General features: G+C 40.2%; 21 protein-coding genes. 11 read left to right on the top strand and 10 right to left on the bottom strand.

Going from position 1 to position 21,107, the window contains the following annotated elements; all coding sequences use genetic code 11:
- Positions 1–252 precede the first annotated feature (252 nt).
- From SD427_RS17825 to SD427_RS17810, 4 genes are all read left to right on the top strand, one after another.
- Positions 253–918, top strand: a complete 666-nt coding sequence (locus SD427_RS17825) for a hypothetical protein (RefSeq protein ID WP_320559126.1) — start codon at positions 253–255, stop codon at positions 916–918.
- Positions 919–1,066: 148 nt separating this feature from the next.
- Complete coding sequence (locus tag SD427_RS17820; RefSeq protein ID WP_320559125.1) at positions 1,067–3,178, top strand: prolyl oligopeptidase family serine peptidase; 2,112 nt, start codon at positions 1,067–1,069, stop codon at positions 3,176–3,178.
- A 159-nt stretch (positions 3,179–3,337) separates the two neighbouring features.
- On the top strand, positions 3,338–5,455 hold the full coding sequence (scpA, locus tag SD427_RS17815) for a methylmalonyl-CoA mutase (protein WP_320559124.1): 2,118 nt from the start codon (positions 3,338–3,340) through the stop codon (positions 5,453–5,455).
- Positions 5,456–5,515: 60 nt separating this feature from the next.
- Entirely contained in the window at positions 5,516–6,028 is a 513-nt protein-coding gene (locus SD427_RS17810) for a hypothetical protein (protein ID WP_320559123.1), read from the top strand.
- Between the two features lie 53 nt (positions 6,029–6,081).
- Here SD427_RS17810 and SD427_RS17805 read toward each other — a convergent pair whose 3' ends face one another.
- The 3 genes from SD427_RS17805 to SD427_RS17795 are packed head-to-tail and all read right to left on the bottom strand — an operon-like array spanning position 6,082 to position 9,357.
- Positions 6,082–7,242 (bottom strand): FtsX-like permease family protein, encoded by a 1,161-nt coding sequence (locus tag SD427_RS17805; RefSeq protein WP_320559122.1) that lies wholly within the window; start codon positions 7,240–7,242, stop codon positions 6,082–6,084.
- Positions 7,243–7,247: 5 nt separating this feature from the next.
- Positions 7,248–7,895 (bottom strand): ATP-binding cassette domain-containing protein, encoded by a 648-nt coding sequence (locus SD427_RS17800; RefSeq protein ID WP_320559121.1) that lies wholly within the window; start codon positions 7,893–7,895, stop codon positions 7,248–7,250.
- Positions 7,888–9,357, bottom strand: coding sequence for a DUF4836 family protein (locus tag SD427_RS17795; RefSeq protein ID WP_320559120.1), 1,470 nt, complete (start codon positions 9,355–9,357; stop codon positions 7,888–7,890). The genes SD427_RS17800 and SD427_RS17795 overlap by 8 nt, the downstream gene beginning before the upstream one ends.
- A 580-nt stretch (positions 9,358–9,937) precedes the next feature.
- Here SD427_RS17795 and SD427_RS17790 point away from each other — a divergent pair.
- From SD427_RS17790 to SD427_RS17775, 4 genes are all read left to right on the top strand, one after another.
- Positions 9,938–11,329 (top strand): RtcB family protein, encoded by a 1,392-nt coding sequence (locus tag SD427_RS17790; protein ID WP_320559119.1) that lies wholly within the window; start codon positions 9,938–9,940, stop codon positions 11,327–11,329.
- Between the two features lie 81 nt (positions 11,330–11,410).
- Positions 11,411–11,989 carry a hypothetical protein gene (locus SD427_RS17785; RefSeq protein ID WP_320559118.1) on the top strand — a complete coding sequence of 193 codons (579 nt, stop codon included), beginning with the start codon at positions 11,411–11,413 and terminating at the stop codon, positions 11,987–11,989.
- A complete protein-coding gene (prfH, locus tag SD427_RS17780) occupies positions 11,977–12,675 on the top strand; it encodes a peptide chain release factor H (RefSeq protein ID WP_320559117.1) in 699 nt (232 codons plus the stop codon). Before SD427_RS17785 ends, prfH begins: the two co-directional genes overlap by 13 nt.
- Before the next feature lie 63 nt (positions 12,676–12,738).
- Positions 12,739–13,173, top strand: a complete 435-nt coding sequence (locus SD427_RS17775) for a hypothetical protein (protein WP_320559116.1) — start codon at positions 12,739–12,741, stop codon at positions 13,171–13,173.
- 130 nt (positions 13,174–13,303) lie between these two features.
- Here SD427_RS17775 and SD427_RS17770 read toward each other — a convergent pair whose 3' ends face one another.
- The gene (locus tag SD427_RS17770) at positions 13,304–13,594 is read right to left on the bottom strand and encodes a cytochrome c (RefSeq protein ID WP_320559115.1); all 291 of its coding nucleotides are present in this window, start codon (positions 13,592–13,594) and stop codon (positions 13,304–13,306) included.
- Positions 13,595–13,868: 274 nt separating this feature from the next.
- Between SD427_RS17770 and meaB the strand changes: the two genes are divergently transcribed.
- A complete protein-coding gene (meaB, locus tag SD427_RS17765) occupies positions 13,869–14,855 on the top strand; it encodes a methylmalonyl Co-A mutase-associated GTPase MeaB (protein ID WP_320559114.1) in 987 nt (328 codons plus the stop codon).
- Here the strand turns inward: meaB and SD427_RS17760 are convergent.
- Positions 14,852–15,397 (bottom strand): DUF4251 domain-containing protein, encoded by a 546-nt coding sequence (locus SD427_RS17760; protein ID WP_320559113.1) that lies wholly within the window; start codon positions 15,395–15,397, stop codon positions 14,852–14,854. The genes meaB and SD427_RS17760 overlap by 4 nt on opposite strands.
- Before the next feature lie 103 nt (positions 15,398–15,500).
- Between SD427_RS17760 and SD427_RS17755 the strand changes: the two genes are divergently transcribed.
- Both SD427_RS17755 and SD427_RS17750 read left to right on the top strand, forming a co-directional pair.
- Complete coding sequence (locus SD427_RS17755; RefSeq protein ID WP_320559112.1) at positions 15,501–16,307, top strand: M48 family metallopeptidase; 807 nt, start codon at positions 15,501–15,503, stop codon at positions 16,305–16,307.
- A 92-nt stretch (positions 16,308–16,399) separates the two neighbouring features.
- A complete protein-coding gene (locus tag SD427_RS17750) occupies positions 16,400–16,726 on the top strand; it encodes a hypothetical protein (RefSeq protein ID WP_320559111.1) in 327 nt (108 codons plus the stop codon).
- 36 nt (positions 16,727–16,762) lie between these two features.
- Here the strand turns inward: SD427_RS17750 and SD427_RS17745 are convergent, their stop codons facing one another.
- From SD427_RS17745 to SD427_RS17725, 5 genes are all read right to left on the bottom strand, one after another.
- A complete protein-coding gene (locus SD427_RS17745) occupies positions 16,763–17,374 on the bottom strand; it encodes an outer membrane beta-barrel protein (protein WP_320559110.1) in 612 nt (203 codons plus the stop codon).
- Positions 17,358–18,173, bottom strand: coding sequence for an ABC transporter ATP-binding protein (locus SD427_RS17740; protein WP_320559109.1), 816 nt, complete (start codon positions 18,171–18,173; stop codon positions 17,358–17,360). Before SD427_RS17740 ends, SD427_RS17745 begins: the two co-directional genes overlap by 17 nt.
- Positions 18,173–18,925, bottom strand: a complete 753-nt coding sequence (locus SD427_RS17735) for an ABC transporter permease (protein ID WP_320559108.1) — start codon at positions 18,923–18,925, stop codon at positions 18,173–18,175. The genes SD427_RS17740 and SD427_RS17735 overlap by 1 nt, the downstream gene beginning before the upstream one ends.
- A gap of 137 nt (positions 18,926–19,062) precedes the next feature.
- On the bottom strand, positions 19,063–20,433 hold the full coding sequence (locus tag SD427_RS17730) for an exopolysaccharide biosynthesis polyprenyl glycosylphosphotransferase (protein WP_320559107.1): 1,371 nt from the start codon (positions 20,431–20,433) through the stop codon (positions 19,063–19,065).
- A gap of 39 nt (positions 20,434–20,472) precedes the next feature.
- The gene (locus SD427_RS17725; RefSeq protein WP_320559106.1) at positions 20,473–21,102 is read right to left on the bottom strand and encodes a 7-carboxy-7-deazaguanine synthase QueE; all 630 of its coding nucleotides are present in this window, start codon (positions 21,100–21,102) and stop codon (positions 20,473–20,475) included.
- Between the last annotated feature and the right edge of the window lie 5 nt (positions 21,103–21,107).

The following is a 21,107-nucleotide window of genomic DNA, read 5'->3' as shown; positions in this document are numbered from 1 at the left end:
ACAGATAATCTCAAACCTCCGGATAATTCCGGAGGTTTTTGTTTGGGTATCAACGGTAAAGTATTAATAAATTAAATATGGTATCAAATATTTGTGATATAACATTTTAATTCAATTATTTATATTTATAAAGGCTTTTTGTTTTTAAGTTTTCAATAAATTTATTAAAATATGGTATGTATTTTGAGAATAAATATATATTTATGCATCTTGTGAAAAATCATAAGTATTTGTACCGCTTAAAACAGTCCTATGAAAAACCTTAAAAGTACCATTCTGGTAATGCTTATCTTCTGTACGCAAAATTTTAAATCACAGAATATTATGTTACCCGAAAATGTATTCAATCTATATTTTAATTCTTTTGTAAACTTTGATGATGATTCTTTAAAAGAACTTAATAGCTATGTGATCAACTTTTTAGGAAAAGACAATACCCACAGGATGAATCTGGAAGATGCTTACAACCAGAAAGTGGATAATCTTACGCAGGTATTTCTTTCCAATCTGCCGGCAGACGTAAATTCGAAGTGTAAAACTGAAGCACATGATTACTTCGCTGTTTTAATGGGTAACTTCAAAAATGCAACCTATAAGGTTAAATCAGTAAAGTCGGTTAACAACCTGCAACTGAAAGACCAGGAAATAACCGAAGTAACTTATGAAATAAGCTTTAAAGTCCCGTCAAATATTGCCGCCCTGAACATGGGTGATATTAAGAAAATTGGCAGTGGGGAAATGAAAAAATACCTTATTGATGCAGCCGGCCAGCTTAAAAAAGCAGATAAAACAGTTACGGCAGAACAGAAATTTAATCTGTATCAGATAAAAAACGGTTCCGATACCTATTACTGGAACGGCGGCCCGCAGGAGCTGCTCTGGAAAGCCACTGAATTCTATTTCAGGAATCTTAATTAACCAACCAACCGGATAAGCAGTCTTTTTAAGGCTGCTTTTTTATTATATCATTACATTGCCGAACAGAGAAATGGCAATTCATTTTACGGATATCTGTAAGTAATCCATATTTGATTTAGATTTCTTATTTTTGGGAAAACAGTGTATTATGAAATTCAGACCGATTTTACTAACTGCCGGAGTCTTATTTTCGGCAACATTATATTCTCAGAAAATGACCTATCCAAAAGCATTAAAAGGTACCCAAACAGATACCTACTTCGGAACAGCCGTGGCAGACCCTTTCCGGGATTTGGAAAATGATTCGGAAGCCACCAGGAAATGGGTGGACGAAGAAGTGGCATACAGCCAGAATTATCTTGCCAAAATTCCTTTCAGGGATCAGATTAAAAATCAGCTGAGGGACATCTGGAATTACGAGAAAATTTCGGCACCCTTCAAAGAAGGGGAGTATACCTATTATTATAAAAATGACGGGCTGCAGGCACAATCGGTTCTTTACAGGACAAATAATAAAACAAAAGCTACGGAGGTTTTTCTGGATCCCAATAAGTTTTCAGAAAAAGGAACCACCTCGCTTGCCCAGCTGTCCTTTAACAAAAAAGGAAATCTGGCAGCCTATTCTATTTCAGAAGGCGGAAGCGACTGGAATAAGATCATCATCATCGATGCCGTTTCTAAAAAGCAGATCGACGAAACGTTGTCAGATGTAAAGTTCAGCGGGATTTCCTGGCAGGGAGATGAAGGATTCTACTATTCAAGCTATGATAAGCCGAAAGAAGGCACCGTACTGTCCGGAATGACAGATAAGCACAAAGTATATTTCCATAAATTAGGCACAAAACAATCTGAAGATAAACTGATCTTCGGAGGGGACAAGACCCCGAGAAGGTACCTTGGCGCGGGCGTTTCTGAAGACCAGCGGTATTTAATTATTTCCGCAGCCAATGCAACCAACGGAAATGAGCTGTATATTAAGGATTTAAAAAACGGAGGTGATTTTATTCAGATCAATAAAGGCTTTGATATCAACGTAAGCATTGTTGATACCGAAGGTGATGACCTGTTTATTTTTACCGATAAAGATGCTCCGAATATGCGTCTGGTAAAAACAACGATCAGCAACCCGTCTCCGGAAACCTGGAAAGATATCATTCCTGAGACTGAAAATGTGCTGGCTGTCTCCGGCGGCGGCGGTTATTTCTTTGCAACTTATATGGTTGATGCCATCGATCAGGTGAAGCAGTACGATAAAACAGGAAAGCTGATAAGAGAGATTTCCCTTCCCGGAAAAGGAAATATTTCAGGTTTCGGCGGTAAGGAAAAAGAAAAAGAGATGTATTATTCTTTCAGCAACTATATTACGCCCGGAACCACCTATAAATTCAATGCAGATACAGGGAAATCAGAAGTATACCAGAAGCCTAAGGTAAAGTTTAATCCTGAAGATTATATTTCGGAGCAGGTGTTCTATACTTCAAAAGACGGAACGAAGATCCCGATGATGATCAATTATAAAAAAGGGACAAAACTTGACGGTAAAAACCCAACCATCTTATATTCTTACGGAGGCTTTAATATCAGCCTGCAGCCCGCTTTCTCGGTGGTTAATGCCATCTGGATGGAAAACGGAGGGATCTATGCGGTTCCCAATATCCGCGGCGGCGGTGAATACGGTAAAAAATGGCATGATGCAGGAACTAAAATGGATAAAAAAAACGTGTTCAATGACTTCATTGCGGCCGGAGAATACCTGCAGAATAAAGGCTACACTTCAAAAGAATACATGGCGCTTTCCGGAAGGTCGAATGGCGGATTACTGGTAGGTGCCACCATGACCATGCGTCCTGATCTGGCGAAAGTTGCCTTTCCGGGCGTAGGCGTTCTCGATATGCTGAGGTACAATAAATTCACGGCCGGAGCCGGCTGGTCCTACGATTACGGAACAGCGGAAGACAATAAGGAAATGTTTGAATATCTGAAATCCTATTCTCCGGTTCATAATGTAAAACCCGGAACCTGTTATCCGTCAACCATGATTATCACAAGCGATCATGATGACAGGGTGGTTCCGGCACACTCTTTCAAGTTCGGGGCTGAACTGCAGGAAAAACAGGCCTGCAGCAACCCGGTTTTATTGAGAATTGAAAAAAATGCCGGCCACGGAGCAGGAAGGGCAACCGATCAGGTCATCAGCGAGAATGCAGATCTTATTTCTTTTGCACTGTTTGAAATGGGGATTAAGAAATTGGGAAAATAACAGATAGTCACTGATCTTAATATTCGTGTTGAGCTCAATCATCAGAATTTGTATTGGCGGAATTGCATGCGTGCAGTTCCGCCTTTTTTTTGAAAAAAATTAACGTAAAATTAGTATTCTAAAAATGTGTAATTTTAGCCATCTAATAAATCTGCCAGTATGAGAACGGAAGTTCAGAATAAAGTTCCTCAATTTAACATAACCGGAAAAACATCGGAAATTTATCAGTTTGAAAAAGACGGGTTGCAGCTGAAATCTTCATATAAAAAAGAAGATATTAAAGATGAATCCCTAACACAGACTGCTCCAGGAATAGCGCCTTATCTAAGAGGTCCGTATTCCACGATGTATGTCCAGAAGCCGTGGACGGTCCGTCAGTATGCGGGATTTTCAACAGCGGAAGAATCCAATGCATTCTACAGGAGAAATCTGGCAGCGGGGCAGAAAGGGCTATCCGTAGCGTTCGATCTGGCAACCCACAGAGGTTATGATTCCGATCATGCAAGGGTGGTCGGAGATGTCGGGAAGGCAGGTGTTGCCATTGATTCTGTTGAAGACATGAAAATCCTGTTCAATGAAATTCCGCTGGACCAGATTTCAGTTTCCATGACAATGAACGGAGCTGTACTGCCCGTTTTATCATTCTATATCGTAGCGGCAGAAGAGCAGGGCGTATCCCGGGAACTGCTTTCAGGGACCATCCAGAATGACATCCTCAAGGAATTCATGGTGAGGAATACCTATATTTATCCGCCGGCACCATCAATGAAGATCATCGCCGATATTTTTGAATACACCTCTAAAAACATCCCGAAATTCAATTCCATTTCCATTTCAGGGTATCATATGCAGGAAGCCGGTGCCACACCCGTACTGGAAATGGCCTATACCCTGGCAGACGGATTGGAATATGTAAGAACCGGAATAAAAGCCGGAATGAACGTGGATGATTTTGCTCCGAGGCTTTCCTTTTTCTGGGCCATCGGGATGAATCATTTTATGGAAATTGCCAAAATGAGGGCGGCAAGATATATCTGGGCAACCCTTTTGAAGCAGTTTAATCCACAGAACCCAAAATCCCTGGCTTTAAGGACCCATTCCCAAACCTCCGGCTGGTCTTTGACAGAGCAGGAACCATTCAATAACATTACCCGGACAGCCATTGAAGCATTGTCTTCGGCCTTGGGTGGTACACAGTCCCTTCATACCAATGCTTTGGATGAGGCCATTGCACTTCCGACAGATTATTCAGCAAAAATTGCAAGAAATACTCAGATTATCCTCCAGCAGGAAAGCGGGATCTGCGATGTGGTTGATCCGATGGGCGGAAGCAATCTGGTGGAAAGCCTGACCCAGCAGATGATTGAAGAAGCGATGAAATACATTGATGAGGTAGAACAGGAAGGCGGAATGACCAAAGCCATCGAAGCCGGAATCCCGAAGATGAGAATAGAAGAGGCTGCAGCAAGGAAACAGGCAAAAATTGACAGCGGTGAAGAATTCATCATCGGAGTCAATTCATTCAGGTCAGTTCTGAAACAGGGCCGGATCGAAATTCTGGATATCGACAATACGGAAGTCCGCAGAAAGCAGATTGAAAGGTTAAATACCATCAAAGCTGAAAGAAATGCCGATGCTGTTGAGCAGATTCTGAACGAAATCCGGGACTCTGCAAAATCCGGAGAGGGAAATCTTCTTGCCTTGTGTATTGAAGCAGCACGAAGAAGGGTAACACTGGGTGAAATGAGCGATGCGATGGAAGAAAGTTTCGGCAGGTATAAAGCCAACATCAGAACCATTTCAGGAGTATACGCAATGAATGCAGGCAAAAATGAATATTTTGGAAAAGCACTTGAGCTTACGGGAAAATTCGAGGAGGAAGAAGGCCGCCGCCCGAGGCTGATGGTTGCCAAAATGGGGCAGGACGGCCATGACAGAGGAGCAAAAGTAGTAGCCACAGCTTTTGCGGATATGGGATTTGACGTAGATGTCGCCCCGCTGTTCCAGACGCCCGAAGAAGTCGCTAAACAGGCCGTAGAGAATGACATTCATATCCTGGGGGTTTCTTCGCTGGCAGCAGGCCATAAAACTTTGGTTCCCCAGGTGGTGGAAGAATTAAAAAAACTCGGGGCAGATGATATTACCATTGTGGTCGGCGGAGTTATACCCCAGCAGGATTATGAATTTTTATATGCCAACGGAGCCGATTTTATTTTTGGTCCCGGAACCAATCTCCCGAAATGTGCCGTCGATATCCTCAAAAGATTTTTAGATTAATTTAACTTCATCCAAGGATAAGTTGCATGCCTTTTGTATAGATTAATGAAAATTTTCATTATGGCATATACAGTAGTTTCAATATTTCCTTCAACAGCAGATACGGAAGGAATTAAAAATGACCTGAGAAATTATGGTTTCCAGGAATCAGATATCGTTGTTTCACCATCCAGGCCGGTAAATGAATTATCCGCAGAAAACCATCAGGATAATGAAAAAGACAGAGGATTCTGGGATTTTGTCTTTGCCAATGACGTAGAAGCACTTGATGCTTACAGAAACGAAAGCACGGGAAAAACGAATATTGTTGTTTATACCGATGATCTGGAGAAAGCCCAGCGGGCAAAAGCCGTACTTAACGAAAGAGGGGCAATCCAGGTCCAGCGCAAAGACTCCGAAACATACAATCACAATCACCAGGATACGGCACCTGAAGGCATGTCTGAAGACGTGTACAACGGGATCATTGCCAAAGCAAGGCATAATGTTTATTTCCTGGGTTCAGACAGGGAACAGGCTGATACCGGACGGGGCATGAAAGATGAAATGGACAGCCTCGGATCCAACGATTAATTTTAAATAAAAGATATAGAAAAACAAAGACCGTCAGATTGACGGTCTTTTTGTTATACTTTCCATGATCTGATCAGCCAGCGATAGATCAGTTCTTTCACAAAGAAATAAACCAATACCGGGATAATAATGATTACCGTCCATAACAAAGGGTTGATATACATGGATAACAGCCCGTTGGAAATACTGGATTGTGCTAAAAAGTATTGCCCTCCTGCAATTACTGCTAAACTGATTGCCAGAACAATCATTAAGCTGATACAGAACTGTCTGCTGATATCGCTTACCATTTTTTTCGGTGAATATCCCAGGCTGTTTTTAATAGATACCTCTTCCTGTTTTTCCAGAAACTGGATTTTAATAAAGCTTACAATAATATAAAGACACAAAGCGAAAATAAAAATCCCCAGTAAAGAAATAAGGTTGAGCACAAGGAAAAGCTTTGATTTTATCTTGGCAGACCGCAGGCTTTCCTGATTGGATTCATAATTATGTTCTTTCATCTTTGAAACCAGGCTTTCATCGCCCGAATCTTTTACCTGTACCAGAACCCTGTTGAAAATCTTAGGCTGATGGGCCAGCTGAGGCTTTTCTGCCAGATTCAGGGAATCAAGGAACTTTTTCGGAATCAGTAAGGAATGGATCCTGTCTGATAATCCCACCATCTTTCCGCGGTACGTCTTATTCTGCTTATTGACCACAATATTGATATTCACTTCAATTTTCTTGGCGAAATCTTCAGAAATCTGCGGCAGGCCCTGGTTTAAGGCAAATCCGTAATTGTACAGGTTCAGGTATTCCCTTGAAATAATGATCGGGATCTCGTCACCTTTTACCTGGAATCCTTCTTCGGTCAGCGGAACATCAATCGCTTTCAGATCCACGCCTTCAAAATACAAATCGGTATAAAAAGGGATGAAGTCACCGCCGTTTGCCGAAGCTTTGAATTCGTTTGCTGAAAACGGATGTACGCTTTTTACTTCCTGCCACTGCTTAAGCCCGGCAATATCTTTTTCATTGAATCCGAGCAGTTCTCTCCGTCCGATATTATCAGGCGTAATTTTCTTGCTGAAAGTCAGCCAGTAGTTGCTGTCGCTGCTTTTATTTCCGAAAAGCCGGTTGGCATTTTCATAAAGCTGAAGACAGGACAGCACGAGGATAAAGGCTATAAACAGTCCTGCATACAGGATCACTGAGTTAAAAATTTTCTTCATACGCTTTACAAATGAAGAATTTGATATTCATGTTCAAAAGGGAACTCATTCAATTCAAAAAATATAACCGAACTTCCGCTCTCCTGAGATACCTCATGGATCAGGGAAAAGGCAATTTTTTTATTATCTAAGTCCAGGTGGCTGAAACATTCGTCATAGACCAGAAAATCCGTCGGATTGATCAGACTTCTTATAATAGCGCTTCTTTGCCGTTCCCCATAGGAGCAGTTTTCCGCTTTTTTATCGAGCAGGTTTTCGATTCCCAATATTTCTGCATATGCTTTCATTTTGGGGATGAATTTTTTCCGGTCCTGGTTAAAAACGCGCAGTAAGATATTTTCCGAAACCGTAAGGTTCTTAATCAGCCTCACATCCTGGAACAGCAGGCTTATTCCGTCTTTTCTGTGTTCCACAATTTGTTCAAGATGAAGGTTTTTAACCGGCTGCTGATCATACTTTATATTTCCTTCATACTGAAAATGAGTTCCCAGCATAGCGGTGGCCAGTGTAGATTTACCGCTTCCGGAAGGCGCAACAACCAGAAATTTCTTTCCTTTCTGAAAAACAGCATTTCGGTTCCAGATTTCAGATTGTCCGATATTTCTGGGCGTGAAATACTTTGGCGAAATACGTTCTAAAATAATATTATCCATTCATGATTAAATAATACAATGCATTTTCATCCTTTTTATCCAGAGTAAAGACTGTTTTAGAAACCAGGTCTCCATCGTCTTCTTTAGATTCATTAACCATATTGGTTACTTTTACGGCAGCATTCTGTTTCTGGTTATAGTCATTTCCGTCAGACCATGAATAGGCGGTAACCCCGGATTTTTTATCAAGCTTTGAGTTTTTACCTGCCTTTTTGTTCTGAAACTGATAGATTACCGTGTTGTCATCAGAAAAAATCACTTCATTCTTGCCGATCATATATTTTTTGCTCGCCCCAAGAGGTCCCTGTAACAATGAAGTAAGCTGATCTTTCTTATCCGGATTAAAACCTAATACCAGTGCATTATTAGACCTGTAGGGATAATCTGTACTGTCAATAGGTTTGGTTTTAAAGTCAACAAAAGCATAATCTCCTGTAAAAGTTGAGGTAATATCTTCCAGGGTTTTGTTGGTTGATGCCAGATAATGATTTACAGTAGCTTCAAAACCGGCTTCCTTTATCAGGTATTTCATAAAATCCAGGCTGAAGAATCCTATGGTAAAAGATTTAGCATGATCAAGTTCAACATTCTTTACCAGATCGTAGTTAACCGTGTTTTTATCATAATACTTTTCCACAACTTTCTTCATATCATTATTAAAGAATGTTTTGGTATCCATTTCGGCTTTTCCTTTATCAAAGTTGAAATCAAAGCCGATCCCCGAATCTTTGATCAGTTTATTTACGGCAAGGGTTTCGATATATCCTTTGGAAAGGTAGCTTGCTACAGCAGAAAGATTTACCCAGCCGCTGATGTCTTTGTTATCCGCTAAAGACTGGTTTACCTGATCCTTGATAACCGTGCTTGAAGTTCCTTTTCTTGCCCAGAAATCTGTAAAATATTTTTCATTGAGTTTCAGGGGATTTTCTGAAGGTCTGTTCATCGGGTTATAACCGGTATAAGGATCATATCCCGCATATGGGTTATAAGACTTTTCGCTGGAGATAATGGCCATATCGCCTTTTATGCTGCCTGCCAGTTTTCCGTCAATGTAGATATAGTCTTTTTTATCAATACTGACTTTACTTTTTGTAAGATCAGACATGCTTTTCTGGAATTTTGCTTTGTCACTGATCCACAAAAAGGCTTTTGCATCAGGATCATACGCAGATTTACCCTGGTCAACAATAAAATAAAGCGGCTTATCCGTATCAATTCCGGATTCCTTCGGTTTGCTTACCAGCTGTAAAAAGAATTTTTCATCAGATTTCAGGTTTTTCTTCTCCTTTAAAATCTTATCAACGGGAATTTTCTCTGAAATGGTGTTTAAATTAACCCTTGATAGTCCCAATGTGGTGTCTGTGGTATACGCCAGAATTTCATTATTCTTATTGGAATTGCAGGAAAACAGGACTGCAAATGCAAATACGTAGAATAATGATTTTATTAAAGTGTTTTTCATAATTATTGAGTATATGAAACAAATATAACGTTTTGTATTGAACGGAGCCTATTTATATATAAATAACAAAAATTGGAAATAAAGCCTGGATTTAATAAAATTTTATATATTTGCATCAGAAAATAAAGTTTAACCCTTTTAAAAACAGCGAAGCAATGTTCAGATTAGATCATCATTCTCCTTTCGGTTTGCCACTTATGGTGGTAAGGCTTCGTGGTTGGGTACATTCTTAGAATAACAGTATAATTAAATATCAGAACCCGGAGTCATAAGATTTCGGGTTTTTTATTGTGCAATATTTCAAACTCAGAGAAGTTTCCCCGAAATCATTTTTTAATCAGGAGCGTAATCCCGCTGTCCACTGTATCTTTTTTGCCGACGTTTTTCAGGCCTATACAAAAAAAGGATGCCGTTTCCATCGGGGCTAATGATAAAGCTCAGCCTAAACCTCACAGGTTTTTAAAGCCTATGAGGTTTAAAGAAAATTCAACTAAAATTTTAGTTGATAATGATTGGTGTATGTCTGATTTTAGAAATCTGAAATCTGGTGCCTTACATATTACATCTAAAAAATAAAACAATGGGAAATTTAAAATTAAAAGGAAAAGATATATTAAAACTGGGGTATCCGAATAATCAGAGCGTCAATATCGCTTTGGAGGTAATGAAAAGGAATTTTGCCACAAAAAATATTCATCATGTGAAGTCGCTTCTGAAGGAAATCCTGATTAATCCGGAGAACTATGAAAAAGATTTAACCTTCGGACAGATCGCGGAAGCCCTGCTTTCATCAAATAAAACAGAAAAAAGGATGCTGAATGCCAACCGGACGGCCTTCCATATTTTCGGGACGCAGATTTCAGACGAAGCCAAAAACCAGCTGTACACCGGCCTGAAACTACCGATTGCGGTGCAGGGCGCACTGATGCCCGATGCCCACAGCGGCTACGGCCTGCCGATCGGCGGCGTTCTCGCAGTAGAAAATGCCGTAATTCCTTACGGGGTCGGGATGGATATCGGCTGCAGGATGAGCCTGAGTATTCTGGATACGCCGGCTTCATATCTGGACGGGGCGAAAGACAAATATGAAAAAGCACTGGCCGAACATACCAAGTTCGGGATGTATGAAACCCATAAATCCCATGTCGATCATGAATTATTCCACAGGGATACGTTCGACATGATTCCGGTTTTAAAGAGATTAAAAGGAAAAGCCATCAAACAAATGGGAAGTTCCGGCGGCGGAAACCATTTCGTGGAATTCGGGGAAGTTCAGATTACGGAAGAAGATGTGCAGATCGGGCTCCCGAAAGGGAAGTATCTCGGCATCCTTTCCCATAGCGGCTCGCGCGGTCTGGGAGCGGAAATCGCCCAGTATTATTCAAGAGTAGCCACGGAACAGTGCCCCTTGCCGAAAGAAGCGCAGAACTTTGCCTGGCTGAATCTGGATACGCATCTGGGATTGGAATACTGGACGGCGATGAACCTGGCGGGAGATTATGCTTCAGCCTGCCATGACGATATTCACCGAAGATTGGTGAAAGCAGTAGGCGGACGGGTAAAAGCCAGGATTGAAAACCACCATAACTTTGCATGGAAAGAACTCCACAACGGAAAAGAAGTGATCGTTCACAGAAAAGGTGCCACTCCGGCTAATGAAAATGAACTGGGAATGATTCCCGGATCAATGACGGCAAAAGGCTTCATCGTCCGCGGTAAAGGAAACCCTGAGTCTTTGAATTCTGCTTCACATGGAGCCGGCAGGGCTTTTTCAAGAGGAGAATGCCGGAACCTGTTTACTCAGAATGACATCAGAAAAGAATTAAAACTTAAAAATGTCACTTTAATGGGCGGAAATACAGAAGAAGCACCGATGGCATACAAAGACATCAACGAAGTCATGAATGCCCAAAGCGGACTGGTAGACATCCTCGGGACTTTTCAGCCCAGGATTGTGAGGATGGATAAGTAAAATGATTGGTAGGCTGTAATTGCCGGCTGATGGGCTTTAGCCGGCAATTAGACCGTCAACAATCGAAAATTGATTAATAAAATGAAAAAAATATATCAGCAGAAATATTTCAATTACCACGATAGTATACTTGTTGTCTGTCCGGATTGCGGAGAAGATGCTGTCGTGAAAAATGAGCATAGCTGCAAACAGGCATCCCTGGAATGCAGGCATTGTAATCTGAAGAAAAAGGGACAGGATCTGATGGTTTACAAAGTATTTGTAAATCTTAACTGTCCGATGTGTGCGCATCCTATCCGCTATGAACAGGGTAATCTGAAAATAACCTCAAAAAGTGTTCTGATAAAATGTAATGGATGTGATGCCTCTTTTCATACTCAGCCGAAAACTGAAAAATATTTAAATTCTCTTGCAAAACAGGAAGGATTAATACATGACCGGATTTTTGGCTGTCCTTATTATTTCCAGAAAGATTTTAAGAGCAAATTATTCTGGGCAAAGAACAGGGAACATCTTTTAGAAATGGAAAATTATGTTTCATCAGATTTAAGGACAAGACTGCCTTACAGAATGCGAATGGTAGAAAAGCTGCCAACATTTATTAAAGAAGCTAAAAACAGAGACGCGATCTTAAAAATTTTACAAAAGTGGAAAAATTAATACAGCTCACTGCAGGAAGAGGGCCTTTGGAATGCCAATGGGTGGTTGCCAAAGTGCTGAAGGCATTCCTTGAAGAAGCAAAAGATAATACAATAGATTACGAAATCATACACCGCAAAAACGGCGATGAAAACCTGACATTGAAATCCGTAACCATCCTTTTGAAAGCAAAAGATTTAAATGAATTTTTAAAAACATGGTTAGGAAGCATTTGCTGGACCGGGAAAAGTACATTCCGGAAACTGCACAAAAGAAGCAACTGGTTCATCGGTATTTTTGAACTGGAAGGTTTGGACAAAATTAATTTCAATGAAAAAGATATTCAGTTTCAGACTGCCCGGAGCCAGGGAAGCGGTGGACAAAACGTGAATAAAGTCAATACGGCCGTTCGTGCCACTCATTTGCCGACTGGCCAGAGTGTTTTCGTACAGGATTCACGCTCACAGCTGGAGAACAGGAAACTGTCTGTCATAAGATTAAAAGAAAAAGTCTTAGAGCACAATATCATTCAGCTTCAGAAGAGGATGCAGGAAACCTGGAACAACCATCTGCAGGTGCAGCGGGGAAATCCGGTCCGCACATTTTCCGGAACAGATTTCAAAAAGTCTTATCAGGAAAAATCTTTCAGGAAAGAAAGAAACAGTTTAAAAAATGAATTAAAAAATTACAGAAATGACCTTAACTAAAAGCAAATATTATTTCGAAGCTTTAGATAATTACCCTTACAGCCTGCCGATTGCCTGGAAGCATTGAACTATGCGCTGTCCTACGATCCTGAAGATGTAGACAGCCTGTGCCTGATGGGAAGGATCTACAGTAAAATGCTCACGGATTATAACAAGGCAAAGCTTTATTTTGAAGAAGCGATACAGTGTGACATGACCAATCTTAATGTCCCGCAGTATTATATCAAATGCCTTCTGGACAATGAAGATCTGAATGAAGCAGAAAAGCTCATCAGCTATTCTTTAAAAATCAAAGGAATTGACAGATCAATAATTTTGATGCACCGGTCTCTGCTTTCTGAAAAGAGAGGAAGCCTGGCAAATGCCCTGAAGTTTCTAAAAGAAGCGGAAAAACATTGTTTTACCTCATGCAGCCTGGAACTGGTAAAAGAACGGAAGAAATTCATACAGTCTAAAAGGCCGAAAAACAAAACTAAAAAGAAAAAGGAGATCCAATAAGTCTCCTTTTATCGTATGCTTTATATGCTTATTTTTTTTATTAAAAGGAGAAAAATAAGGCAATCGTAAACCATTTAATACCGGATTGTACTTAATAGTCTTTTGAAGCAAATTTGAAATGTTCAGGGAATTATTTTTTTACAGAAACCACATAATCATAAACCCATTGGTGCTGTTCATCAGTTAATTTCGCTTTCGGAGCCATTGAATTCATGATTCCTACCCACTGTACCGGAGTATGGGCGGTTGGATCCGGCAGTTTATGGCATCTGCCACAGGAATTTTCAAAGATGATTTTCCCCTGGGCCATCTGTTCTGCTGTAGACGTTGCAGCCACCGGTGCTGTTGCGGTTGTCGCTTTCGGAGTACAGGATGCCAGTACAATAGCCGTAAATGATGCCGCAGCAATAATTTTTTTCATGTTTACTTATTTGTTTGAATGAATGAAGCAAATGTAAGAATTTCCTTTTCCCGTTAATGGAATGGAGAATAATTTAGACGGGATACAAATTAGCGGATAAAGTGAATGTTAAATCCTTTCACATGAAAATTCTCCCGGATATTGTACTCAAGTTCCCATCCTCTGAAAAGAAAGGCTTTGTAATTTCCTGAAAATTCTAAGCGTAAATTTAAAAACAGCTTCAATATCAAATTCACTATTGATCATTTACCGTTTAATCCTTATTTTTGAATCAATGAAATTTTCTACAGAAGAACTTATAGAAGGAATACGGTCAGGAAACAAGCGCCTGATCGGGAAAGCTATTACTTTGGTGGAAAGTAAGAAAACCGAACACCGGCAACAGGCTGAAGATTTGTTGAAACGGATTATGCCTTTTACAGGCAATTCAGTCCGGGTAGGAATAACAGGGGTTCCTGGAGCAGGTAAATCTACTTTTATAGAAAATTTCGGAAGGCTGGCCCTGTTAGCCGGTAAGAAAGTAGCTGTTCTGGCAATAGACCCCAGTTCTTCAATTAATAAAGGCAGTATTTTAGGTGATAAAACCCGGATGGAAGAGCTTGCCAGGGAAGAGAATGCCTTTATACGCCCTTCGCCGAGTTCCGGGTTTTTAGGCGGCGTTGCCAATACCACATTTGAGACGATGATGATCTGTGAAGCGGCGGGTTATGATTATATTTTGATAGAAACGGTAGGCGTAGGACAGTCTGAAGTGCTGGTTGCGGATATTACCGATGTCTTCCTGTTCCTGAAAATTATCGGCGGGGGAGATGAGCTTCAGGGAATCAAACGTGGGATTATGGAAATGGTGGATGTTGTTTTCATCAATAAAGTAGATCCGGATAACCTGCAGAAGGCAAAGAACACCCGGCTTGAACTGAAACGGGCTTTGGATTTTATTCCGCCGAAAGAAAAAGACTGGAAAATACCTGTTTTACTGGGTTCCGCTCTAAATAATCAGGGGCTGGAAGATATTTTTGAAAAAATCGATGAGTTTATCAGTTTAAAAAAGAAAAACAATCATTTTGAATCCGTAAGGACCCTGCAGGCAGAGAAACGTTTCGAATACTGGGTGCAGGAATATATACTGTCAATGGTCAAGAAAGACAATTCTTTGGAAGAAGCCTACATCCTGCGCAAAAAAAATGCCTCTGCAAGGGTTTCAAACCCCAGTACAGAAGCAAAATTATTTGTGGAACAGTTTTTAAACAAACTTGATTAAGGCTGGGCTTTCTGCTCTTCGTTTTTGGTAATGTATCCGTCATAAGAAATCGGCTGCCGGTCATTGCTCCTTACTGATGTAAAGGCTTTTCCGTTTTTAAAAACCTCAATGGTAATTTCATCTACCGTAGACTGGTCATTCACTTTAATTTTTACAATCCAGTTGCCTTTTCTATTCTGTGATTTGTTCACCGTAAAATCCTTTGATGAAAACCGGTATCCGCTTTGGGAAGTATTTCCGTAACTCGGATTAAAAACCCTTCCGAAATAAGGCAGTGCGACATCAAGCTTGTCATTTTTTAAATCGATGGAATAATTGCTTCCTGACAGATCCAGTATTCTTGTTACAGGAGCATTCGGCAAAGAAGTCATCACATTGATTACATCGTAATTGGTAGGGTTGGCCCTTTGTGCACGGAATGAAAAATCCTGTGCATTTACCATCATGTTAACTGCCTGAGACGGAACATTATTCTGGGATGAACAGCTCTGAAAAATCATCAGGAAGCTGAATATAAATATAATTGGGATATACTTTTTCATGATACGGATTATTTGAGGTTAAATACCAAATTACATGCAAATATACAGCCGTGAAATTATTTTGGAATAAAAATTGTTAAGGTTGAACTATTAACACTCGAATATGAAAATTACACATCTTTTAGGGATAGGAGCAATTGCTCTTACTGTTTCAGCATGTACTACAAACCCAATCACGGGAAGGTCTTCTCTGCAACTGGCAAACAATTCTGAAATTATGACCATGTCTGCTCAGGAATACAGATCAACACTGGGGAAATCCAAGGTAATTACGGGAACGGCAGATGCAAAAAGGGTAACGAGTGTAGGATCAAGAATAAAATCTGCTGCAGAAAGGTATTACCAGTCTATCGGGCGTTCTGCAGATATTGCCAATTACAGTTGGGAATTTAACCTTATACAAAGTAACGAGCTTAATGCATGGTGTATGCCAGGGGGAAAAGTAGCCGTATATACAGGAATTCTTCCTATTACAAAAAATGAGAACGGACTTGCCGTAGTAATGGGGCATGAAGTCTCGCATGCCTTGGCAGGACACGGAAATGAAAGGATTTCCCAAGCCATGGTAGCACAGTATGGCGGTGCTATTTTAGGCGGAAGCATTTCCAATGCACAGTGGGCAGGCGTTTTTGAAAAAGTATATCCTATCGGATCACAGGTTGCCTTATTGAAATATGGAAGAGGCCAGGAATCTGAAGCTGATAAAATGGGATTGTACCTGATGGGAATGGCAGGATACGATCCGAGGGAAGCAGTGCCGTTCTGGAGCAGGATGGAAGGTGCTTCAAAAGGAGCAAGACAGCCTGAATTTTTATCTACCCACCCGAATCCAGAAACAAGGATTTCAGATATCAATAAGGATCTTCCCAAAGCACTGGAATATTATAAAGCTGCCGGAGGAAAAATATAAATATTATAAATAACTAATCTTGATTGAAACCTTATTAAATTGTGTTAAATTTGGTAAGGTTTTTTAATTTAACATCACACAAACACAGCAATATGAAAAATTTAACCATTATTGGGCTCGTACTTTTAGCACTGTCCATACTGCTATTTTATTTAACGGCAAACAACTTCACAGTTAATGACCTCGGGATGCCTCACATTATGGGAATTCTGGGCGGCATCGGTATCGGTTTGATTATCGGCGGCATGGTAGGCTATGTAAGTAAAGGAAGTGCGATCAAAGAAGACCAGAGAAGAAAAGAATTTGCACAGCTTCAGAAAGAAAAGGAAGAGCTTGAAATTCAGACTGCTGAGCTGGCAAGACGCGAGCAGGAATTACAAAATCAAAATTATAACCAAAGACAAAATCCTCAAATCTGATGATCTGAGGATTTATTCTATATTGTATTTTATAAATTAAAATTTATAGCCTACACCCACCATAAAGAGATTGGGCCTGTTGTCATACCTGATCTCTTCGCCTGAAACCCTGCTGATAAAGTTTCGGGAATCTTTACTGAATGAACCTTCATATTTTGCATTCAGAATCAATTTTGAGATTTCAACCTGGGCACCGAACTGGTATCCTACAGTAAAATTGTCCCTTGCATTCTCTTTGAAATCATTAAAGGTATCTTCCTTACTCAGATTATAGCTGGCAACCGGACCTACGAAGACACCTAAGGTATTACCCAGAATATTATATCCTAAGAGAACGGGTACGTCAATTCTGCTGCTTTTGATATCAAATGTAGTATTGGCTGCCGTAAATTCATTTTTAAAGTTGGTGTAATACAGTTCGGGCATCAGAAAAAATGAGGTCGGTAATCCTACTTTTAAGGAAAGCCCTACATTAAATCCTACATTATTTTTGCCTTCTCCTTCAATGGCCTGATTCACGGTTCCTTTGATATTCTGCCAGGTAGGTGAACCTGTCGGGAATATGATGTTCGCTTTTCCTGCCAGCGAAATCTGGGCGGAAGCAAAGATAGAACCACCGATTAACGCGATACTAAGAATCTTTTTCATTATCTTCTAATTTAGTGATTGTATTATCAATAGTCTTGTTATTTTCAAGCAGGTATTCTCTCAGTTCTTTAAATAATTCTGATGAATACACAAAATCAATCAGGTTTTTATTGCCTGCGGTAATCAGGATGTCTTTATTGCCTTCCCATTCTTTAATGCCCAATCTCAGATAAACAATTTTTTCACCAATTGTCATCACGGAATTCATATCGTGTGTATTGATAATAGTGGTTGTATTATATTCTTTGGTAATTTCAAGCAGGAGATCATCAATAACATTGGATGTATAAGGATCAAGCCCGGAATTGGGCTCATCACAGAACAAATATTTAGGGTGGTTCACAATCGCTCTTGCAATGGCCACACGTTTCTGCATCCCGCCCGAAATTTCAGAGGGGAACTTGCGGTTGGCTTTATCCAGATGCACCCTTCCGATGACTTCAAAAACCCTTCTTTTCTTTTCCCTGAAGGTAAGGTTCGTGAACATATCCAGAGGAAACATGATATTTTCTTCCACCGTTAAAGAGTCAAACAATGCACTTCCCTGGAAAAGGGTTCCTATTTCAGAACGAAGCTGCTGTTTTTCTTCACGGTTCATCACATTAATGTCCCTGCCGTCGAAAAGGATCTCTCCGGATGAAGGCTGGTATACATTCAGCAGGCTTTTAAGAAAAACCGTTTTCCCCGAACCGCTCTGCCCGATAATCAGGTTTACTTTACCTTTTTCAAAGGTGGTTGAAATTCCTTTAAGCACTTCAACTTCATCAAAACTTTTTTTAAGATCTTTTACCTCAATCATCAGCTTAATATTAATTGGGTTAACAACAACTCAGAAAGGATAATAAATACCATTGTCCAGACTACAGCCTGTGTACTTGCCCTGCCCACTTCCAGTGAACCGCCTTTTACATTATATCCGAAATAAGAAGGAACGGTAGCAATAACAAAAGCAAAAACAATGGTTTTGGAAAATGCATAATAAATAAAAAGATTGGGCATATACATCTGGATTCCGGTGATATAGTCATTGGTCGTCCAGTTTCCTGTTAAAATACCGGCGATGTAACCTCCGCAGATGCCGAATACGATACTGATCGCAATCAGTAAAGGATTAAAGATCATACAGGCAAGTATTTTAGGCAATATCAGGAAGTTTGGTGAGTTTACTCCCATAATGTCCAGTGCGTCAATCTGCTCGGAAACCCTCATGGTCCCGATACTGGATGCAATATAAGAGCCTACTTTTCCTGCCAGAATCAGACTGATAATCGTAGGTGCGAATTCCAGTACAAGAACAGCCTTTGTTGCATATCCTACAAATGAGGTTGGTATCGGGAAATCAGAAGCAGCAAAGTTATTAAACATCTGAATTGCAACTACTGCCCCGACGAATATGGATGTAAAGATAACCAGCCCAAAAGAGTTGACTCCCAAATCATTGATTTCTCTCATGAGCAGCTTCCAGAAGACCCTCATTTTCTGAGGCTTCTGCATGGATTTACCCATAAGGATAATATATTCTCCTACTGCCGTAAAAAACTTTTTTAACATTCTGCTAAATTAGACTTTTTTTATTAATTTAAATGACAGAACAACAAGAGTGCCGAAAAGCATCCGATGTAATGTATTTAAAATCAAACATCGGTTATTAATTGAAATTAATCCTTAGTAAAGCCTTATTTACAGGTTTACTTCGCATTTTTATCTCCGGTTATTATCAGCAGTACTGTTTTAAGAATAATAACCAGATCCAGTACAAAACTCCAGTTCCTCACATAGAAAGCATCTGCCAGGATCCTTTTATTCATTTCAATTTCCACATTCCCTGCATCGCCACGAAGGCCGTTTACCTGGGCCAGGCCGGTAATTCCCGGGCTCACCATACTCCGCAGGCTGTACCGCCCGATTTTTGGTTTATAATAGTTGTCTACGGCCAGCATATGCGGCCTGGGCCCGACGATAGACATTTCGCCTTTTAAGACATTGATGAACTGCGGCATTTCATCCAGGCTGGTTTTTCTTAAGAACTTACCGATTCTGGTAATCCTTACATCATTTTCTTCAGTGGTTTTTGTTGAAGATTCATTATTCACCACCATCGTTCTGAATTTAATACAGTGAAAAACATCTTCATGAAAGCCATATCTTTTCTGAATAAAAAATACAGGGCCTTTTGACGTAGCTTTAATTAAAACGGCAATTATGAGAAACAGCCAGGAGCAGATTCCTGCCAGAACAATGGCTGAAAATGTAATATCAAAAATCCTTTTCAATAAAAAATTAGAATAATAATCCAGAGGATACTTGGCCTGGTTCAATACAGGCTGGGTCTGGATATATCCCATATCATACAGGAAAAAATCACTTTGTGTGATGCTGGGAATTAACGAAATATGAACTTTGTTGGCTTCCGCTAATCTGAAAATCTGTTTTTCCGTACGTTCGCTGTATGCATTTTCCATCGGAATAAACAGCGTATGGATGCCGTTCGTTTTCCAGAATTCTATCAATTCTGCAGCATTAATTTCATTGTTTTTATATTCAAAGATTTTGTATCCGTAATCTTTTCTTGATTTTAAAATGTTTTTCAGGACTTCTGTAGCACTGTTTTCATTCAGGAACATGATATTCCTGTGGTTAATCCCCAGGCTCCGGAAATATTTGATTCCGAAAAAAATCAGCGATTTTGCTAAAAAAATAAAGAAGAACAGATAAAATGAAAGCCAGTAGATGTCTGAATTAAAGAATACATTATAACTTACTTTCCCGATCAGCAAAAGACCGAAAATAAATATCAGGAAATGTACCAGGAGCCGTTCCAGAAAAAGGGTATAGGTAAGGTTTCTCGGGATATTGTAAATTTTTGTCCTGCCGCTCAACAGCATCCAGAACAGAAACAGCAATGCCAGGGAAAACGCATTCTGATACCAGGTTTCCGGATTGTATTTCAAGTCCTGGTTCCTGCTTAAAAAAAAGAATATAAAAATAGATGCCATAACCAGCAGGTCAAGCAAAACAATGATCGATTTCAGGTATCTGGAGTATCGGATTCTCTGCATCTATGGGTATTAGCGGTCAAAAGGCTAAGATATGTATTTTTACGGAATATTCAGGTATTTGTGGGTCTGTACCGAGGCTCTCCATTTCGGGTGTGCCAGGATAAAATCTGTAATTTTCGGATACATCTCATTGCGCTTGCTCCATTCACTCTGCAGATAAAGCGTGCAGTTTTCAGAAACTCTGGCAGCCTGTTCCTGAGCAAACTGAAAATCATTATTATTGAAAACAATCATTTTCAGCTCGTGGGCCTTCTGGTAAATTTCTTCTTTGGGAAGGCCTGTTTTCTTTGGCGAAAGGGTGATCCAGTCAATCTGCCCGCTTAGCGGATAGGCTCCTGAAGTTTCGATATGGACTGTACATCCCAGTTCCTTCAATCGGGATGTTAAAATATCCAGGTTCCACATTAGCGGTTCACCGCCTGTTAAAACAATTGTTTTACAGTGGCCTGCCGCCATTTCTGCAATTTCCTCTGCATTCATTAACGGATGTAAAGTAGGATCCCAGCTTTCCTTTACATCGCACCAGTGGCACCCGACGTCGCAGCCACCCAATCTGATGAAATAAGCTGCTTTTCCGGTATGTGCCCCTTCCCCCTGAAGAGTGTAAAAATGCTCCATTACAGGGAGCATTTTACCTTCTTTTAATAAAATATCTTCTTCTATTTTCATTATCA

This window comes from Chryseobacterium sp. JJR-5R (assembly GCF_034047335.1).
Classification (GTDB): Bacteria; Bacteroidota; Bacteroidia; order Flavobacteriales; family Weeksellaceae; genus Chryseobacterium.
This window is presented reverse-complemented; position numbering and strand designations above follow the sequence as displayed.

Bases quoted from the DNA above. Each gene is read 5' to 3' on its own strand.
- SD427_RS17825 (WP_320559126.1), top strand. From the start codon at position 253: ATGAAAAACCTTAAAAGTACCATTCTGGTAATGCTTATCTTCTGTACG.
- SD427_RS17820 (WP_320559125.1), top strand. From the start codon at position 1,067: ATGAAATTCAGACCGATTTTACTAACTGCCGGAGTCTTATTTTCGGCA.
- scpA (WP_320559124.1), top strand. From the start codon at position 3,338: ATGAGAACGGAAGTTCAGAATAAAGTTCCTCAATTTAACATAACCGGA.
- SD427_RS17810 (WP_320559123.1), top strand. From the start codon at position 5,516: ATGGCATATACAGTAGTTTCAATATTTCCTTCAACAGCAGATACGGAA.
- SD427_RS17805 (WP_320559122.1), bottom strand. From the start codon at position 7,242: ATGAAGAAAATTTTTAACTCAGTGATCCTGTATGCAGGACTGTTTATA.
- SD427_RS17800 (WP_320559121.1), bottom strand. From the start codon at position 7,895: ATGGATAATATTATTTTAGAACGTATTTCGCCAAAGTATTTCACGCCC.
- SD427_RS17795 (WP_320559120.1), bottom strand. From the start codon at position 9,357: ATGAAAAACACTTTAATAAAATCATTATTCTACGTATTTGCATTTGCA.
- SD427_RS17790 (WP_320559119.1), top strand. From the start codon at position 9,938: ATGGGAAATTTAAAATTAAAAGGAAAAGATATATTAAAACTGGGGTAT.
- SD427_RS17785 (WP_320559118.1), top strand. From the start codon at position 11,411: ATGAAAAAAATATATCAGCAGAAATATTTCAATTACCACGATAGTATA.
- SD427_RS17770 (WP_320559115.1), bottom strand. From the start codon at position 13,594: ATGAAAAAAATTATTGCTGCGGCATCATTTACGGCTATTGTACTGGCA.
- meaB (WP_320559114.1), top strand. From the start codon at position 13,869: ATGAAATTTTCTACAGAAGAACTTATAGAAGGAATACGGTCAGGAAAC.
- SD427_RS17760 (WP_320559113.1), bottom strand. From the start codon at position 15,397: ATGAAAAAGTATATCCCAATTATATTTATATTCAGCTTCCTGATGATT.
- SD427_RS17755 (WP_320559112.1), top strand. From the start codon at position 15,501: ATGAAAATTACACATCTTTTAGGGATAGGAGCAATTGCTCTTACTGTT.
- SD427_RS17750 (WP_320559111.1), top strand. From the start codon at position 16,400: ATGAAAAATTTAACCATTATTGGGCTCGTACTTTTAGCACTGTCCATA.
- SD427_RS17745 (WP_320559110.1), bottom strand. From the start codon at position 17,374: ATGAAAAAGATTCTTAGTATCGCGTTAATCGGTGGTTCTATCTTTGCT.
- SD427_RS17740 (WP_320559109.1), bottom strand. From the start codon at position 18,173: ATGATTGAGGTAAAAGATCTTAAAAAAAGTTTTGATGAAGTTGAAGTG.
- SD427_RS17735 (WP_320559108.1), bottom strand. From the start codon at position 18,925: ATGTTAAAAAAGTTTTTTACGGCAGTAGGAGAATATATTATCCTTATG.
- SD427_RS17730 (WP_320559107.1), bottom strand. From the start codon at position 20,433: ATGCAGAGAATCCGATACTCCAGATACCTGAAATCGATCATTGTTTTG.
- SD427_RS17725 (WP_320559106.1), bottom strand. From the start codon at position 21,102: ATGAAAATAGAAGAAGATATTTTATTAAAAGAAGGTAAAATGCTCCCT.